This is a genomic window from Mesorhizobium sp. 10J20-29 (assembly GCF_054130485.1).
The window spans coordinates 1,413,542-1,429,907 of sequence record NZ_CP199156.1 but is presented as its reverse complement, the minus strand read 5'-3'; the positions used below and the strand labels follow the sequence as shown (position 1 = coordinate 1,429,907).

Here is a 16,366-nt window from a genome sequence, read left to right as displayed (position 1 = left end):
TAGGCGCGGCTTGCGGCGGAAACGCCGCGCGAGCGGGTGTAGCTCAGGGGTAGAGCACAACCTTGCCAAGGTTGGGGTCGGGCGTTCGAATCGCCTCACCCGCTCCAAATTTCCAGACGTTTAAGGCCGCGGATCTCCGCGGCTTTTTCGTTTCTGGGGTATCTGCAACGATGGCGGCGGCAGGTCGCCAAAGTGCCGCGGTTACAAGCGGGTTACCAGTTTGCGAATTCGCCGCGGCGTGAAGTCGCAGCGTCGCTGGGGTGCACGCCAATTCGCAGAATGCCGCCTTCACTGGCTTGCCGGGGTTGTCGATTTCCGTCACGCTCGCTCAAATCGGCTAGGGCTAGAGGTGCACGAGTTGCGCAAAAGGGCTTCCACCGGACCTGTTCCCTTCAGCCGCCCTCATGTAGGGGCGATGGAGCTTGCGTATATCGGCGAATCCCTCAAAGCTCGTGCAATTGCGGGACCTGGTGCTCAAACCGCAGCTTGCGAGGCGCTAATGGGGGCACAAGTCGGCTCGCCCTCCGCCTTCCTCGTCCCCTCCTGCACTGCGGCGCTCGAGATGTGCGCTTTGTTGCTTGGACTTGGACCGGGTGACGAGGTCATAATGCCTTCCTTCACCTTTGTTTCAAATCCGAATGCGGTTGTGTTGCGCAGGGCTACCCCGGTCTTTGTAGACGTCGATCCAATAACCTTCAACGTCGATCCGAGTTCGGTTGAAGTTGCTGTGACAAGCCGGACAAGGGCAATCTTTGTTACCCACTACGCGGGCGTCCCCGCCGACATGGAGACAATTCTGCGGATCGCTGAACCGCACGGCATCGCAGTGGTTGAGGACGCGGCTCAAGCGTACGGATCACAGCGCAACGGTCGAATGGCCGGGACTTTCGCAAAGCTAGCCTGCTTCAGCTTTCATGGGACGAAGAACATCGCCGCTGGAGAGGCTGGAGCTCTAGTGGTGAACGATATCAAGTTGGCAGCGGAAGCTGCAGTGATGCGGGAGAAAGGAACAGACCGGTCACGGTTCCTGGCCGGCGAGGTCGACTTCTACACATGGCAGGATGTTGGCTCGTCACAAATCGTCAGTGAGATGACCGCTGCCTTTCTTCGTGCCCAGCTTGAGCGCGCGGGTACGATTACGGCGATGCGTCGTTCGCAATGGAACTACTATCGGGAGTGCCTTGGCGATTTAGCTGCGGACGGCTGTTTTGATTTACCGTCGCCGCCTCCGGAGGTTGACCACAACGGCCATATCTTCTTCCTGGTCTTACCTAGCAGGCGACACCGCGACCACCTCGCTTCCGAACTCCGGCAACACGGGATTTCGGCGCTGACGCATTACGTCCCTTTGCACAGTTCACCGGCCGGACAGCGGTATTGCCGGACGGTTGGCCAGATGTCCGGCACCGATCGCGCCACGGATTGTTTGCTACGCTTACCACTTTATCACGACTTGGGCTCGAAGCAGGACTTAGTTATCGACGCGGTGCGAGAATGGTCGGACCGAGGTTCTGTCGCCTGATTCACAGATGTTCACATCAAGGAGTCGACCAGCTTGATGACGAGAGGAAGCGATCGGTTTCGGCCTCACGAGCCCAGAGCGTGTGCTACTGGAGCGGTCAGTCGTACGTTTCACGAACGACGTTCCGAAGACTCTAAGGCACTGGCTGACTAGATGAGTGGTGCCGAGAAACCATGGATAGCGGTTGTCCGCCCACCAAACGCTGATCCAGGTTTCGCGCCCGCGGTAGTTGCCGAATTAGAGAGCCGCGGTAGGCAAGCGAAGGTCATAATGGAGGGAGATGCCGCCGTGCTGGATGCCGAGGCTGCTCTTTTGATGGGGTCCCTCGTATCCTTGCGCGGAACATCGCGCTTGTTCAAGGGATCCCGGAAAAATCGACCAGTGGTCGTAGCTTGGGTGTCTGAACCATTGCCGCCACCGGGTATGCCCTCATGGGCTCGGGTGCTGTCAGAAGCACTTAGTCCGATCCGAATAGGTACTGTCTGGGCCAGGCCGCTCTTACACTTCCTCACCTACCCCATACATTTCGCCATTCATCGTTTAGCGCTAACTGCGGAGCTGCGGCGCGAAATTACTCCGAGCGATCTACGATTCCTGCACGACAATCTTGCGTTCCTGACGATTGGGCTTCGGGAGCGCTGGATCGATGCAATTTCCGTCAGCACCAAGCAGAAGCAACGCTATCTCGCCGATATGGGAATAGAGAGCGCGTTCATGCCGGTCGGCCAGCAGGTCGAGTTCGGTAGGCTGCTCGAACTGCATCGCGACATCGATCTACTTTTTATCGGAAAAACGAAACCAAAACAAAGACGCAGCAAGCTTGCGCATGTGTTTACCGAGGTCCACAGGATGGGACTCAACGCTTACACCCCTAAGGATCCCATATTTGGCGAAGAACGCACCAAGTTGGTCAATCGAGCGCGCATCATGCTGCACATCCACAACTTCCCCTGGGACACTCCATGGATGCGTTGGAATCTGGCGCTCGCGAATGGAGCCGTCGTTGCTTCTGAGCCGCTTTTTCTCGCTGACCCACTTCGTCCAAACATCGATTTTATTTCTGCTCCCATCGACCGTCTGGCCAATGAGATTGCCGAATTATCCAAAGATGAGCAGCGCCGGAAAGCCATGCTTGAGAACTGCCTTGATACGGTCAACCGCGAAATGACGCTTGAAGTATCTGTCGGACGTTTCTGTGAAATCGTAGATGCCCGAAAGCGGGATCAGAACAGCCCATGACCACCCGACTGCTTGTGCTCGGCACGACGCCATACACCGATGCGTTCATTGATATGTTCGAGACAGTGCCCGGCATTGTTTTCGATGGCTGTGTGGAAAACCTCGACCGGGCAAAATGCAAGGAGACGGTCGCAGGACTTCCGATCCTATGGAATGACGACCTGCATGAATGGCGAGAAAGTCATCGTCTTATTTGCTCTCTTGCAACGACCAAGAGGGCTGCATGGATTGAATCAAAGGTATCGCAAGGCTTCCTGTTCGCGACGTTGGCGCATCCTGCGTCTATAGTCTCACGCCGATCCCAGTTGGGCTCCGGAGTGTCAATCGACGCTGGAACCATCATAGCTGGCTATACCCGCATCGGAGGCTGGGTGCGCGTAGGCCGGCAAGTGTCCATTGGCCACCATTCCGAGATTCAAGAATTCTCAACAATACATCCAGGTGCGATCATTTCGGGTAACTGCAGGATTGGGCGTCAAGTGACGATAGGAACCGGCGCAGTTTTGATCGACGGAGTAACCATCGGCGATAAAGCTGTAATCGCCGCAGGGGCGGTTGTCAGGAAGTCAGTAGCCCCAAGCGCACTTGTAGCTGGGAATCCTTGTGCAGTTATGCGGCAATCCTATGGACCGATCTAAATGTAGCTGGATCACGCTCGGCGCAATCGCGATCGGAAGATGTGCTGCAGCGGCGTACCTGCTTATGCAATTCGACCCTGCTCCAGGCCTGAACGGGTCCCCTAGACCTAATCCCCATACTTGACTTTGAAGGGGGGGCTAAATCACTCCGGCTCGAGAGCGATGTAGTCGCCGCTCTCGATCTCGCCGAATTCCTCGAGCGCCGCTTCGATGTCCTCAGCTGTCATACCCATTACCCATCAAATGGGCCGCCGGTTCGAGCGGTATCAGTCCTCTGTGCCGGTCCGCTTGTCTCTGACCAAGATGTGCATCGTCGTGTCCCTGCTCGACACGACACGAGCACACAGCGGCCATTATGTGCGCAATTTCAGTGTGTTAGAATGGACGTCACAATAACGAGGGCCGGCAGATGAGCAAGGTACCGCTTGAGATTGGCGATTCGCTGCAGCGCAAGACAGGTGGTCGCGGCCTTAGGTACGCCGGTGAGGTGCCCGGCAGGCCGGGCTATGTCTATTGCGAGTACTGGGATGTGCCGCGCGATGGCGGGCGAGCTCACGAGCTATACCGAGAGGAGATCCTCGCTAGCGAACTGGAACCTTACGGGACCGGGCATATCATCGGCATACGCACGCGCTATGGCCGGCCACCGCACCGGCAGCCGTACCCACACGCCCCCGGCGCAATTTCTCGCTTGCCAAGGTTGGGGTCGGGCGTTCGAATCGCCTCACCCGCTCCAAATTTCCAGACGTTTAAGGCCGCGGATCTCCGCGGCTTTTTCGTTTCTGGGGCGGCGTTGCCGAATTTGAGGCAACATGAAGCCAAGGCTTCGCTGGAATTATGCTTCCAGCCAGCCTGCAGTCCCTACCCTTCTGGCTGTCGCAGACTCAGGCGGGCGTTTCGATGACGGCGTAAACGATGTTGCGGTTGTCGCCGAAGAAGACGTTCGCCTTGACCGCGTTGCGGTCGCTGCTGGCGTTTACGATGTTCCACATGTCGGCCTCGGACCGCAGCAGCAGCGCCCAGTTCATGCAGCTTTCCATGTAGCCGTCGACGCCGATGTCCTGTGCAAAATTCGCGAACATGAACGTGCCGCCGGGCTTCAGCATCTGCAGGCATTTCCGCGTCAGGCGGATGGCGACGCTTTCCGACAGGTAGTCGTACAGGCCGGCCGCATAGATGAGGTCGAAGCTGCCGAGGCCGTAGGCATCGTGCATCAGGCCACGCACCGAACCGTCGATGGCCTCGACGCAGGTGCCCTGGAAGTCGCGCACCATCGAGCCGACGCTGAGCGGGTCCTGGTCAACGGCGACCCAGCGCCGGATTCGCTTCTCGCGCAGCGCGCCCGAAGCGTCGGCCTCGCGCAAATGTCCGGCCGCAATCGTAAGGATCTCGGCCTCGCCGCCGCGTGTGGCGGCCGTCTCGTCGACCTGGCGGGTGAGGATGCCGCAACGCTCGCGCACGGCAACCGACGAGGAGGCCTCCCGCGTGGCGGCGAAGAGCGCGCGCCCGAAGGGCGTCGAGGCCTCGATTTCCTCGGCGACGCTGGGGTGCCCGTAGATGAAATCGAGCAAATGGGCGTCGCCCGAATAGCCGCGGGGCTTTTCGAAGGACCAGCGCGTGAAAGGGTCCTGGAGAACGAATTCGGACACCGGGTGGTTCTGCACGACCGGCACAAGCGCCTTCCAGAGCGCGGGAGGAAGCTTGGCTCGGGTGTCGTGGAGGTCGCGGGCCAGCCGGCGGATGACCTCGCCAGGTTCCTTGCCGCGCTCGAAACCCTGCCTTGCGAGGCTCAGGATAAGCGCCAGTTCGGCCCTGGCCGTCTCCAGGGCTTCGGCAATGTAGTCATTTGCAGGGGGGGATTCAGCAGCGATGGCTTCGGGGGTAATCAGACTCTCGCCGTCAAACACAAACTGGCTCACTCACAGCCTCACGCGTTAACGCTTCATTAACCAACGAGAGAGATGTGCCCGGAATCGCAACAATTTTCCAGCCTTTTTTTCGTTGCCTGTGAATGTTCGCGGGGACAGAGGAGCGGTAGTCGAAACATTAATTTCGATTAAAACTTTAAGCGTGCAGCGCAATAATCCGTAAGAGCAGTCGGTTATTGTAAAGTGGCATGATTAGGCGCCGTGGTGTGGGGGTTCAGTCGGAACGTTCCTCGACGGGGACAGGTGTCGCCGTCGGGATGGCGGCTGTTGATGGATCGGTGAATGACCAACGCACTGGCCAATCTGATTGACGCAGACCTGAGCGAGAAGCGGCGAGATCTCTCGCGGCAGGAGCTCCGCGATCTCTATCGCGTGGATGGTGCGGCGGAGCGAAAGCAGGCGGCGCGCCAGGGCCTCTGGATCGCCGGACTCGTCTACCTGCTGTTCTCGATCACCGACCTGATTCTCATTCCAGACGTCGCGGCCTACACGATCGCAGCCCGCTTCGCCGTCGGCGTCGTGATGCTGACGCTGATCGAACTGCTGTTTCGCTATGACGCCAGGATCGAGTGGCTCGACGGCACCTGTGCCGTTGGCCTGATCATCGGCTACGCGGGCTGGCTGTACCCGGCGATGATGACGCAGCAGATCCAGACATTCTCATACTACATGGTGTTCGGCGCGATCTTCATGATGGGCGCCAACCTGTTTTTCAGTTTCCGCTTCAGGCTGTCGGTCATTTCGTCCGGGATCGTGCTGGCGACGTTCTTCCTGGCGCTGCACTTCTTTCCGGCGAGCGGTACCTATCGGCTGGTTTTCGGCACGTTCTACATCTCGTGCTTCACCTTCACCTCCTATGTGAACTGGAAGCTCAACGTCGAACGCTACAATGTCTTCCTGAACGCGCTGGAGGCCAGGAACCAGCACAAGGAGGCCACTGAGCGGGGCAAGGCGCTGCTCAGGCTGTCGCGCACCGACCCGCTGACCGGGCTTGAAAACCGGCGCGCCGTCGATGAGCGCCTGCGCGACTACTGGAGCGACTGGCAGCTGCTCGGCAGCAGCTTCGTCGCCATCCTCATCGACGTCGACTTCTTCAAGAAGTTCAACGACTGCTATGGCCATCAGGAAGGCGACCGCTGCCTCGTACAGGTGGCCGACGCGCTGAGCGCCACCATCAAGAAGCACAATGCCTCGATCGGCCGCTATGGCGGCGAGGAATTCATCGTGCTGGCACGCATGGAGCGGAAGGAGCAGGTCGCGCTGCTTGCCGAGGCGATCCGGCGCACGGTCGAGAACCTTGCCATCGTGCACGAACAGCGCCGCGACGGCATGTCGATCGTTACGGTGAGCATCGGCGCGGCCTTCACGCGCAGCCAGACGGGGCCGAAGCTCGAAAAGATCATCCACGAGGCCGACCGGGCGCTCTATCTCGCCAAGGCAAGTGGCCGCAACTGCGTGCGCCTGTTCGACCCGAGCGACCCGCAGAGCAGCGACGAGAGCGAAAACATCGCGGCGCTGCTGAAGATCGCGATCAACCAGGACCTCGTCTCGATGGTCTACCAGCCGATCCAGAACGTCGATACGGGCAGGCTGGAGGCGGTGGAAGCGTTGATGCGGCTGAGAATGCTGGATGGCACCTCGGTTCCGCCAAGCCTGTTCATCCCGGTGGCGGAGCGGACGGGGGCGATCCTGGAACTCGGGCGATGGGCGATCCGGACGGTCTGCCACGAGCTAATCCTCGACAATCATGTCAGTCTCGTCAGCGTCAACGTCTCGCCGATCCAGCTGAGAACGCCGGGCTTCGCGACCTCCGTCGCCGCCATCCTGACCGAGACCGGCGTGACCGGAAACCGTCTGGCCTTCGAGATCACCGAGGGGCTGGAGATGGAGATGCACTCCGACATCCTGCGCTGCATCAGCGATCTCAAGCTGCTCGGCATCAGGATATGGCTCGACGATTTCGGCACCGGCTTTGCCGGACTGTCGTGGCTGCGCCTGATCGACTTCGACACCGTGAAGATCGACCGCTCCTTCCTGCACGATTGCCGCTCCTCGCGAGGCCGGGCGATGCTGAAGGACATCATCGGGCTGATCCGAAACCGCGGTCACAAGATCCTGGTCGAGGGTGTGGAGACGGAAGAACAACTGCTGCTGATGCGCGAATTCGGCATCGACAAGATCCAGGGCTACCATATCGGGCGCCCGGCGCCGGCCGACAGTTTCCAGACGAACCCGAGCGCCTACAAGCGACCGGTGCGGGTATTGCGATCGGCCTGAAGGCGGCCGCCCTGCCCGCAACTAGCCCGCGAGCTTGAAGCCGTACATCGGCGCGGCGACGCAGCCGAGTTCGCCCTTGTAGGGTTCGTCGCCGATGGTGAAGTCGAACTCCTCGCCGCCAAGCGATGCCCAATGCGCGATCGCCGCGTCAAAGACCTGCAGTCCCGGCGACGATGGTCCGCAGGCCTGGTAGTCGCAAGCCAGGACCAGATAGCGGAAACTGCGCCTGTCACGAAGGCCGAAAAGGACCGCGATGGTGCGGCCGCCCGCCGAGAGGCTGAACGTGTCGGCGAAGCCATGGCGCGCGCCCCCGTCCGCGACATCGACATAGAAATCCAGCCCGTGACCGGTCTGCAGCGGATCGTCGGAAAAGAGGCCGCGACGCCAGAACTGCGCCTGGAGGAATGCCTCGCGGACCGCAGGACCCTTCAACGACTTCAACTCCAGTGGACTGGCGAGCTGTCGCCGCTTGCGGCGCAAGTCGCCAAGGCGCCGGCTGCTGAAGTGGCTGCCCGCCCCGCCGGCAATGGGCAGCGCGTGGGCATGGAAGGACAGCCTGACGGGAGCGACGCCGAGAAGTTCGCGCCATTGCGGCGCGTGTTCGGCACGCACCGGCCCGACCGACAGCGGGTGAGGGCCGATGGTCTCGCCAAGCTTTGCAGCCAGACCCGGATCCGCTGCGATGGCGCCGGGCCTGGCCACCACGCAGGCATAGTCGGTGACGCCGAGAAAGGCGTATTCGACGGAGCCATCGGCGTGCCTCACCAGCGGCAGGACGAGATCGAGACGGCCGGTTTCGCGGTCGTGACCGAGAACGATCAACGGCTCGACGCGGTTCGCCGGCGGGAGCCGGCGGTAGAAGGGCTGCAGCCAGCACGGATGCTGAAAGGCGGTCGCCCCGGCCTTGGCCAAGAGATCGAGATACTCTGCCGAGGCGAAATCGAAACTGCCGCGTGCCGACAGCTGCATCATCCGCGGGCCGGGCCAAAGAGCCGGCGCAGCGGCTTCTGCTGGCGCCGCAGCAGCGGATCGTCGAGCACGACCGTGCCCGTGCCGGAGCCGTCGGCCGCAAGAAGGGCGGCGCGCAGGCGGTCCTCGGCGCCGAGCTGGGTTTCCAGACGGTCCGGATGGGTTCTCCGCAACAGCGCGCGCCGCGATCCGTGTTTCGGGTTCGTGTTGATCTCGTAGATCTGCGGACGCCCGGCCACGATGGCGAAATCGGCGCGGCCATAATCGACGCGGGCCAGATCGAAGGCACGACGCAGGACCGCGCGAAACCGACCGTTGGCGACAAAATCCCGCTCCGCCTCGAGGAAGCCGCGGTAACCGGGATGCTCGTGCAGGCGGGACTCGTGCTTCTGGTCCTTGACGATCCATTCGAAGCCGACCGCGGCATGGTGCTCCACCAGGGTGTCGCCGGCCCGATAGGTCGAAAAGCGGGCCCAGACGCCCGGGCTGACCTCCTCGCCGGCATACTCGATGACGATCTTTCCGGCGAGCGAAACACCGCCCCGTTGCATTGCAAGGATGCATGCATCGAGCCCGGCCTGGTCCCCGATCAGTTCGATCGCTGCGGACTTGTGGTCGAAAGTGTTGCGGATGAAGACGGGGAAGCGTGCGGGACGGGGCGATCCATCGCAAGGCCAGGCGGTGAAGTCGTTTATGCCCTCCGTGTTGAGGAGCTTCAGCAGGGCCAGCCGTCCGCGCACATGCGCCGGATGGTTGAGCACAAGCGACCCGGCGCCTTCCAGCCGCGCCGCGATGGCTGCCGCGAGCGACAGTTCGAAATCCGACAGGCGCTCGTGGTCGGTGAAGATCCATGTGCCGCCCGGAAGCCGGCGTCGCGTGAACAGGTCTTCGTAGGTCCATTGGCGGCACTTCCTGCACCCCAGGTCCCGCACCAGCCGGCGGACCGTATAGCGATGCGACCGGGTGGTGACGAAGTTGATCATGTCGTGGCAAACGTGTCGGCGGCGACCCTATGGCCGTCCGCCTGCAGAACCTCGCGATAGAGCGCCGCGGTGGCGGCGGCCGATCGGGCGACAGAAAAGGCCTTTACCCGCTGATGGCCGCGGATGATCGCGCGCTGGCTGATTACCGGGTCGTCGAGGATGGCCAGCACCTGGCGGACGAGCGCGTGCCTGTCACCCGCGGAGACCAGACAGATGGCGGGCGGGTCGCCGGCAACCTCGGGGATGCCGCCGACCGCGTAGGCGACGGCTGGCAGGCCGGAGGCCATGGCCTCCAGCAGAACACTGCCGAATGCCTCCCGCCGTGACGGCAGGACCAGCGCGTCGGCGATCTGCATCGCCGTCCTGATCTCTTGTCGCGTCAGGAATCCCGTTACGGCCCAGTTGCCTTCGGGGCACTGGCGGCGCAGCGCAGCCTCCAGCCGGGGACGGTCCGGCCCATCGCCGCAGACGAGCAGAAACCCATTGCCGCCGGCGAGTTCCCGCGCGAGGAAAGGCAGGTCTCGCCAGCCCTTCTCCGGGCTGATGCGACCGACATAGGCGACCGTCCGGCCGGAGTCCGGAACACCGTATCGCTGCCTGAAGATCTGACGATGCTCGGCGCCGGTCCGGACAAGGAACTCGTCGGCATGAACCGCGTCGGACACCGTGCGGAGCTTGTCGCGCCCAAGACCGAGGATTCGGGCGGCGTCGCCGGTCGCCTGGGCCGTCAGGCCAACGACCCGGTCGGCACGCCGCAGGGCCGCGCGCTCGATCCAGAGCGTGACGTCGAGCGGCGACCCCTCCAGGCGCAGCAAGCGTTGCAGGCCGCCCCAGAGGGCGGTGTTCAGGGATACGACCACCGGCGGCCCGGCGATGCCGAGGACAAATGCCAGAACCCGGCACCAGACCGAGTGGTTGAAGTGGATGTGCACGAGGTCGTAGCTGCCGCGCTTTCTGGCGAGCAGCCTCATCACGCCGAGAAACCAGCCGAATGACAGGAGGGAGCCGGCGAGCACGCGCGGGAAATGCGGTCCGACGGCCCGGACGTCAATGTTTCGGCCGATACGAAAGCGGCGCGGGCTGCCGGGAATGTAGCTCGTGGCCACCGTTTGCTCGATGCCGGGCCTGTCGAGCGCGGTGGCGATGGTCCAGGTCTGGACCTGCAGGCCGCCGACGGGATCGAAGGCAACGGGCAGCGAACCGTCGCGATGGAAATGCGGGGTCAGCCTCAACACCCTGATCGGTTCTGCTGGGGGCACAGAATGCATGGTGACAGGAACCCGCATTGTCGCAAGCCGCGATCGGCCGGATCGGCGGAGAGGGCATGATGCTGGTCACCGAGCGCGCCGTCAACCGAGCGATGCGGCAGTAGGCGCCTGCTACTCGGCGGACTGGGGGCTGGCCGCGGCGGGCCGGGGGGTCGCGCGTTCGACCAGGAGAATATAGAGGCCGGCACACATGATGACGACGATGCCGAGAGCGGCGATGCCGTCGGGCAGGTCGCGGAAGACAAGCCAGCCGACGGCGGTCGCAAGCGGGATTTCGAGATACTGGATCGGCGCCAGGGTCGCCGCCGGCGCGAAGCGCAGCGCCCAGGTCATCAGCAGGTGGCCGAGCGTTCCAAGCACACCGACACCAAGCAGCAGTGCCCATTCCTCGGCACCGGGCAGCATGACCTCGAAGAACGGCAGTCTTGCGTGGGCGAACAGCAGGGCCACGGGTGCCAGGATCAGCGTCGAGACCATGCCGCTCAGCGCCTGCAGGACAATCGGGTCGTTCTCCCGCGCGAGCTTGCGGCTTACCAGCATGAAAAGCGCAAAGACGAAGGCGACGAGAAGCGGAAGCAGGGCCGGCGCGCCGACCGCCGCGAAACTCGGCTGCACCACCAGCAGCGTGCCGGCAAAACCGACCGTGCAGGCGAGCAGCCTGTGCCAGCCGACCTCCTCCGAAAGCACCAACCAGCCGAGCAGCAGCATGATGAACGGCATCACGAAGGCCATGGCGACCGCGTCGGCCAGAGGCAGGAAGCGCAGCGCGGTAAACATGGCGCCGAGACCGACAATGTGCAGCAGAGAGCGGAGGACGGTCAGCTTGAAGGCGCCACGCGTCAAGCTGAGGCGGCGGCCGGTCAGCCAGATGACGGGCAGCAGGAGCAGTCCTTGCGCGGCAAAGCGCACGAGCAGCATCTCGGAAAGGGGTACCCTGCCGCCGAGCAGCTTGGCCATGGCATCGGCGACCGGCGCCATGGCGCAGAAGCCGATCATCAGCATGATGCCGAGAAGTGGCCGGTCAGCACGCATCGGATTTCGCACGCGTGTCGGCACCGCAGGTGCAGGCCGGCGGTGCGGCCGGCCGGCGGCCGGCGGTCGGGTCGTTGTCGGACAGCATGCCGTCAAGGGCAACGCATGTCATCTCGAGCACATGTCCGAGCATCGCCAGTCGGCAGTTTCCGGTGTGCTCCGGCAGTTCGTCCATCAGCTGTTGCAGCGGCTCGGCCTGGGCCTGATGCCCAGCCGGCGCTGTCGCACGGGAGGCCCTGCCCGCGACGGCCTTGCCGGACCCGGTCACTGGATACTGGCGCCCGCGCCTGGTTCAATGCCAGGAACCGCCAGCGTCATTGCATAGACGGGCGCATCGGTGATCCGCTTGAGGTCGAGAAGCGAGCGTATGCGCGCCTGGGACAGGGCGGCGGTGGGGCAGGCCGTGAGCCCGTGCTGCGTGGCTGCAAGCATGACGTTCTGGCCGATATGGCCGGCCTCGATCAGGACCACGCGGTAGGCGTTCGGATCACGATACTTCCACATCGTCCGGCGCAGGTCCGCCGTCAGGACGATCATGCAGGGCATTTCATCGGCCCAGTCCTGGCCGCCGATCAGTTCGGAAAGGCGCGGCGTCGCGTCGCTGACGCGGGCTAGGTCATGGTCGAGCGCGGAGTAGTGATAGATGCCCGGCTCAAGGCCGTCCACATTGCGCGCGAAAACATAGGCTTCGTAGGGATTCCTGGCGCCGCCGGAAGGCGTCATGCCAAGTGGAAGGCTGCCAACGCAATTCGCCGTGAAGCCGGTGATGCCCATGCCGGCATAGAGGCAATCGGCAAGCTGCGAAAGACTGATCGAGGGGGCGGCCGCAGCGCGCACGGTGCGCCGCCTGGCCATCAGTTCGAGCAAGGTGGCCGCCTTGCCGCCGGAAGGCAGCGAGATGCGAGGAAGCGAATCCGGATTGCGCATGAAGAGCGGCGGCTGCGGCTCGTGCGCCACGCGCTCGATCTGTGCCGCCTCGGACTCCTCGATGCTCATGATATCGGGGTCTTCGAGACAGAAATGCATCATGCCGGTGGGCACGTTCCAGTGCCACTCGGAGATGTATTCCTCCTCCTTGCGGGCCAGCTCGGACCCTTCGACCACGACGGCCGAATAGCCGATCAGCGCCTCGACGGCTTCCGAGTCGCCCTGAAAGGGTCCCTCGACCAGCGCCTCGACGTCGGTCCAGTCGGATGTCTCCGACAGCACGGAGATGAGCCCGGTGTCGCAGCCGAAGACGCTTTTGGAGAGGTAGTTGCAGCCCAGTATTCCGCCCTCGTGTTGCGTGAATACAAGTGTCCTGGCTGCTCTGATCTGCATGGGGCCCTGACGGGAAAAAAGGCGGTTGCAGTCGTTGGGGTCGTTACTGCAACCGCCCGAAAACCGTATGCTCGGGAGGTGATCAGCGCTTGTTGAAAAGCGCGCCCTTCGACACAAAGGCAGCAGTCGAGGCGGCAGCGGTGATCACAGGCTTCTTTGCATTCATCGGACTGTCTCCATTTTGCGAACATCCTTCAGGTGGATGCCTCACGTTTATGGAGAGCGATTCATTAATAACCCATTAAGACAGAAATAAAATATCCCATCAAATCAGTATAATATTATACGGATTTCGTTCATATCCAACATAAATAATTTTATTTTGAGTATAACTGATGGTGAAATAGGCTCGTCGCCGGCTTCGGTAAAATGTATAAACGGTAGTCCGTTGAGTTGTCCCAAATGCAAAAATTTATGCTACAGATGCAGCCTAGTATACTATTGGCTGGCTCAAAAATCTTCTGTACAGAGCAATCTTGGGGTCGTCGCGGTTGAAGACGCGGGTACGACGGATTGCAGCAAGTAATGTCATCGACTGAGGATAAGGCGACAGAACAACGTTTGCGATCATCGGTCCAAGGTGGCTGATGACCATGGCGTGACCAACCAGCAGGGGTTCGGACAATGCCGCCCACTTGACCGCCATAAGACTTGGCTCGTGCGGGTCCATGCGGTTGGATGCCTGGAAATAGATCCAGCCGAGGCGTTCGGAGACCACGCCCTGGTGGTCACCCTTGACGTAGGACCATGTCGGATCGCCGCGTTCGCCCGTCGCTGTCAGCCGCCGGAAGCCCAGGGCGCCGTCGTTCTCCTTGACGACGGTGAGCGCGGTGACGACATCGTCGCCCAACACGGGTGCCCAAAAGAACGTCTGATAAAGGCCGGCCGCCAGAGCCGGCGGCAGGGACCTGACGCGCTCCACAATCGGTACGCACGGGTCGTCGACAGCCGTGGCGACGCCAGCGGCTATCGATGGATCGATGAAGAAGGCGTCCTCCGGCACATTGAAGTAGCGGCTGAGACGCGCCAGCGTCGTCTTGTTGGGCAGCCGGTCGCCGCGCAGGTAGACAGCAAACTGCTGCCTGTGGATGCCGAGCTGCCGGCACACATGGTTAATTGAGCCGCGCGCTTCGCTCAGCGTGCGCAAATTGCGCGCGAATATGTCGCGAATTAGCATTGTGGTTCTAGCCCGTCCCGGCCTGATTATACAGAGAATGAGTTGTGACGCGAGGCCGAAGATCAACTTCTCCCAGTTGTAATTCTACTGAAAGAAGTGTGTCATCGGCTTCGAAGTTCCAGTGCGCCGGTATCGCAACGCCGGAGCGCCTCGCGGAAAGCGACTTTGCGTCACTGCGCTGCCGCTCGGAACCGCGTGCCGTAGTTCAGTGTTGCAAGTAACACAGCAAAGCTGTTGCGGGTTATAGACTGTTGCATGTTTAAATATTACCGGATAGATCGTCGGCTTCAAATCTGGGGAGCATGAAATGGCTGGCATCGATACAACCACAATTGTGGGACTGACGGCTGAAATCGTGGCAGCCTATGTTTCAAAGAACCCAATGCCGGCGTCAGGCCTGCCGGATCTGATCGCAACGGTCAGCGGGTCGGTCCGGAAGCTTGGCGAAGCAGATCCCGAGCCCGAAGCCGCCCCGGTTCCGGCCGTCAATCCGAAGAAGTCCGTGTTTCCCGACTACATCGTATGCCTGGAAGACGGCAAGAAGTTCAAGTCGATGAAGCGCCATCTGTCCGTGCTTGGACTTACGCCCGACGAATATCGTGCGAAATGGAACCTCGGACCCTCCTATCCGATGGTCGCTCCGAATTATGCCTCAGAACGTTCGAAGCTCGCCAAGAAGGCCGGACTCGGCCGTCTCGCGGCCGTGAAGCCCAAGGGCAGACGCGCCGCCGGCGCCAAGTAGCGGCCAGAGGGTCCGCCGCTGACTGCGTCGGCCCGCCGCCGGAGCAGCCAGGACGCCGCGTTTAGACGCTAGAGCTTCGTCCAGGCCGCGTTCTTCTTCGAAGATTTGACGCAGGCCTCGACGAAAGCAACGCCTTCGACACCATCCTGCACCGTCGGGAAAATAACGTCCCTGGCCGGCTTGCCGTTCTTCCTGCGGGCAGCGCGTATGGCGCGCGCCGCTTCCTGGTAGATGTTGGCGAAACCTTCGAGATAGCCTTCCGGATGACCGGGCGGCACGCGCGTCATCCTGGCGGCAGCGGGGCCTGCACCGGCGCCGGCGCGGGTGATCAGCTGCTTTGGCTGGCCGAAGGGCGAATACCAGAGGTAATTCGGGTCGGCCTGCACCCATTCCAGGCCGCCCTTGGTGCCGTAGATGCGAATCTTCAGGCCGTTCTCATGACCGGGCGCCACCTGGCTCGCCCAGATCATGCCCTTGGCGGCGGGCGCCTTGCCCTGCCGCTTGAAGCGCAGGAACACGTTCAGATTGTCGTCAACCGCGCGGCCGGGAACGAAAGCGTCGAGATCGGCGGACAGTTCGGCGAGTTCGAGGCCCGAGACGAAGCGGGCCAGGTTGTAGGCGTGCGTACCGATGTCGCCGCTGGCGCCACCCACCCCCGACTGTTTCGGATCTGTGCGCCAGGAAGCCTGCTTCTGGCCGGTGGCGGCGAGGTCCTCGGTCAGCCAGTCCTGCGGATACTCCGCCTGCACGATGCGGATGTCGCCGAGGACACCCTTGGCAACCATCTCGCGCGCCTGCCGCACCATCGGGTAGGCGGTGTAGTTGTGCGTCAGCACAAAGACCCTGCCTGTCTTTTCGACCAGGGCGGCAAGCTTCTTGGCGTCGGCGAGATTGGAGGTCAGCGGCTTGTCGCAGATGACGTGGATGCCAGCCTCCAGAAATGCCTTGGCGGCCGGGAAGTGGACGTTGTTGGGCGTGACGATCGCCACGGCCTCGATGCCATCCGGCCGCTTCGCCTCGGCCTTGGCCATCTCGGCAAAGGAGCCGTAGCTGCGTTCCGGATCGAGACCGAGTTCGGCGGCCGAGGCCTTGGCCCTTGCCGGGTCAGACGAGAGCGCGCCGGCGACCAACTCGAACTCGCCATCCATGCGGGCGGCAATGCGGTGTACCGCCCCGATGAAGGCACCCTGCCCGCCCCCGACCATGCCGTAGCGGATCGGGCCGCTCTTCTTTTCGCTCTTACCTTCGATCGCCATGATTTCCTCCCTCGC

General features: G+C 62.2%; 14 protein-coding genes and 1 tRNA gene. 6 read left to right on the top strand and 9 right to left on the bottom strand.

Going from position 1 to position 16,366, the window contains the following annotated elements; all coding sequences use genetic code 11:
- Nucleotides 1–32: 32 nt before the first annotated feature.
- From ACT2BZ_RS06865 to ACT2BZ_RS06850, 4 genes are all read left to right on the top strand, one after another.
- Nucleotides 33–107 (top strand) — tRNA-Gly (locus ACT2BZ_RS06865).
- A gap of 308 nt (nucleotides 108–415) precedes the next feature.
- A complete protein-coding gene (gene rffA, locus ACT2BZ_RS06860) occupies nucleotides 416–1,522 on the top strand; it encodes a dTDP-4-amino-4,6-dideoxygalactose transaminase (protein WP_457940098.1) in 1,107 nt (368 codons plus the stop codon).
- A gap of 288 nt (nucleotides 1,523–1,810) precedes the next feature.
- Nucleotides 1,811–2,761, top strand: a complete 951-nt coding sequence (locus ACT2BZ_RS06855; RefSeq protein ID WP_457940097.1) for a hypothetical protein — start codon at nucleotides 1,811–1,813, stop codon at nucleotides 2,759–2,761.
- Nucleotides 2,758–3,399, top strand: coding sequence for a hypothetical protein (locus ACT2BZ_RS06850; RefSeq protein ID WP_457940096.1), 642 nt, complete (start codon nucleotides 2,758–2,760; stop codon nucleotides 3,397–3,399). Before ACT2BZ_RS06855 ends, ACT2BZ_RS06850 begins: the two co-directional genes overlap by 4 nt.
- Before the next feature lie 884 nt (nucleotides 3,400–4,283).
- Here the strand turns inward: ACT2BZ_RS06850 and ACT2BZ_RS06845 are convergent.
- Nucleotides 4,284–5,318, bottom strand: coding sequence for a class I SAM-dependent methyltransferase (locus ACT2BZ_RS06845; RefSeq protein ID WP_457940095.1), 1,035 nt, complete (start codon nucleotides 5,316–5,318; stop codon nucleotides 4,284–4,286).
- A 291-nt stretch (nucleotides 5,319–5,609) separates the two neighbouring features.
- Between ACT2BZ_RS06845 and ACT2BZ_RS06840 the strand changes: the two genes are divergently transcribed.
- A complete protein-coding gene (locus ACT2BZ_RS06840) occupies nucleotides 5,610–7,604 on the top strand; it encodes a putative bifunctional diguanylate cyclase/phosphodiesterase (protein ID WP_457940094.1) in 1,995 nt (664 codons plus the stop codon).
- A gap of 21 nt (nucleotides 7,605–7,625) precedes the next feature.
- Here the strand turns inward: ACT2BZ_RS06840 and ACT2BZ_RS06835 are convergent, their stop codons facing one another.
- The 7 genes from ACT2BZ_RS06835 to ACT2BZ_RS06805 all read right to left on the bottom strand — a co-directional run bounded on the left by ACT2BZ_RS06835 (nucleotide 7,626) and on the right by ACT2BZ_RS06805 (nucleotide 14,353).
- Nucleotides 7,626–8,576: a GNAT family N-acetyltransferase gene (locus ACT2BZ_RS06835; protein ID WP_457940093.1), complete on the bottom strand. Its 951-nt coding sequence runs from the start codon at nucleotides 8,574–8,576 to the stop codon at nucleotides 7,626–7,628.
- Complete coding sequence (locus tag ACT2BZ_RS06830; protein WP_457940092.1) at nucleotides 8,573–9,556, bottom strand: hypothetical protein; 984 nt, start codon at nucleotides 9,554–9,556, stop codon at nucleotides 8,573–8,575. Before ACT2BZ_RS06830 ends, ACT2BZ_RS06835 begins: the two co-directional genes overlap by 4 nt.
- Complete coding sequence (locus ACT2BZ_RS06825) at nucleotides 9,553–10,824, bottom strand: glycosyltransferase (RefSeq protein ID WP_457940091.1); 1,272 nt, start codon at nucleotides 10,822–10,824, stop codon at nucleotides 9,553–9,555. The genes ACT2BZ_RS06830 and ACT2BZ_RS06825 overlap by 4 nt, the downstream gene beginning before the upstream one ends.
- 111 nt (nucleotides 10,825–10,935) lie before the next feature.
- Nucleotides 10,936–11,856 carry a DMT family transporter gene (locus ACT2BZ_RS06820; protein ID WP_457940090.1) on the bottom strand — a complete coding sequence of 307 codons (921 nt, stop codon included), beginning with the start codon at nucleotides 11,854–11,856 and terminating at the stop codon, nucleotides 10,936–10,938.
- Nucleotides 11,846–12,031: a hypothetical protein gene (locus ACT2BZ_RS06815; protein WP_457940089.1), complete on the bottom strand. Its 186-nt coding sequence runs from the start codon at nucleotides 12,029–12,031 to the stop codon at nucleotides 11,846–11,848. The genes ACT2BZ_RS06820 and ACT2BZ_RS06815 overlap by 11 nt, the downstream gene beginning before the upstream one ends.
- A gap of 89 nt (nucleotides 12,032–12,120) precedes the next feature.
- Nucleotides 12,121–13,176 carry a SagB/ThcOx family dehydrogenase gene (locus tag ACT2BZ_RS06810; protein WP_457940088.1) on the bottom strand — a complete coding sequence of 352 codons (1,056 nt, stop codon included), beginning with the start codon at nucleotides 13,174–13,176 and terminating at the stop codon, nucleotides 12,121–12,123.
- Nucleotides 13,177–13,606: 430 nt separating this feature from the next.
- Nucleotides 13,607–14,353, bottom strand: a complete 747-nt coding sequence (locus ACT2BZ_RS06805) for a helix-turn-helix domain-containing protein (RefSeq protein WP_457940087.1) — start codon at nucleotides 14,351–14,353, stop codon at nucleotides 13,607–13,609.
- A 307-nt stretch (nucleotides 14,354–14,660) separates the two neighbouring features.
- Between ACT2BZ_RS06805 and ACT2BZ_RS06800 the strand changes: the two genes are divergently transcribed.
- Entirely contained in the window at nucleotides 14,661–15,095 is a 435-nt protein-coding gene (locus ACT2BZ_RS06800; RefSeq protein ID WP_457940086.1) for a MucR family transcriptional regulator, read from the top strand.
- Nucleotides 15,096–15,163: 68 nt separating this feature from the next.
- On the opposite strand, the gene ACT2BZ_RS06795 is transcribed toward ACT2BZ_RS06800, so the two are convergent.
- Nucleotides 15,164–16,351: a Gfo/Idh/MocA family protein gene (locus ACT2BZ_RS06795; protein ID WP_457940085.1), complete on the bottom strand. Its 1,188-nt coding sequence runs from the start codon at nucleotides 16,349–16,351 to the stop codon at nucleotides 15,164–15,166.
- Nucleotides 16,352–16,366 lie beyond the last annotated feature (15 nt).

What these genes read in the sequence shown, in the direction of transcription:
- rffA (WP_457940098.1), top strand. Translation starts at nt 416, where the DNA reads ATGGAGCTTGCGTATATCGGCGAATCCCTCAAAGCTCGTGCAATTGCG.
- ACT2BZ_RS06850 (WP_457940096.1), top strand. Translation starts at nt 2,758, where the DNA reads ATGACCACCCGACTGCTTGTGCTCGGCACGACGCCATACACCGATGCG.
- ACT2BZ_RS06840 (WP_457940094.1), top strand. Translation starts at nt 5,610, where the DNA reads ATGACCAACGCACTGGCCAATCTGATTGACGCAGACCTGAGCGAGAAG.
- ACT2BZ_RS06835 (WP_457940093.1), bottom strand. Translation starts at nt 8,576, where the DNA reads ATGATGCAGCTGTCGGCACGCGGCAGTTTCGATTTCGCCTCGGCAGAG.
- ACT2BZ_RS06830 (WP_457940092.1), bottom strand. Translation starts at nt 9,556, where the DNA reads ATGATCAACTTCGTCACCACCCGGTCGCATCGCTATACGGTCCGCCGG.
- ACT2BZ_RS06825 (WP_457940091.1), bottom strand. Translation starts at nt 10,824, where the DNA reads ATGCATTCTGTGCCCCCAGCAGAACCGATCAGGGTGTTGAGGCTGACC.
- ACT2BZ_RS06820 (WP_457940090.1), bottom strand. Translation starts at nt 11,856, where the DNA reads ATGCGTGCTGACCGGCCACTTCTCGGCATCATGCTGATGATCGGCTTC.
- ACT2BZ_RS06815 (WP_457940089.1), bottom strand. Translation starts at nt 12,031, where the DNA reads ATGGACGAACTGCCGGAGCACACCGGAAACTGCCGACTGGCGATGCTC.
- ACT2BZ_RS06810 (WP_457940088.1), bottom strand. Translation starts at nt 13,176, where the DNA reads ATGCAGATCAGAGCAGCCAGGACACTTGTATTCACGCAACACGAGGGC.
- ACT2BZ_RS06805 (WP_457940087.1), bottom strand. Translation starts at nt 14,353, where the DNA reads ATGCTAATTCGCGACATATTCGCGCGCAATTTGCGCACGCTGAGCGAA.
- ACT2BZ_RS06800 (WP_457940086.1), top strand. Translation starts at nt 14,661, where the DNA reads ATGGCTGGCATCGATACAACCACAATTGTGGGACTGACGGCTGAAATC.
- ACT2BZ_RS06795 (WP_457940085.1), bottom strand. Translation starts at nt 16,351, where the DNA reads ATGGCGATCGAAGGTAAGAGCGAAAAGAAGAGCGGCCCGATCCGCTAC.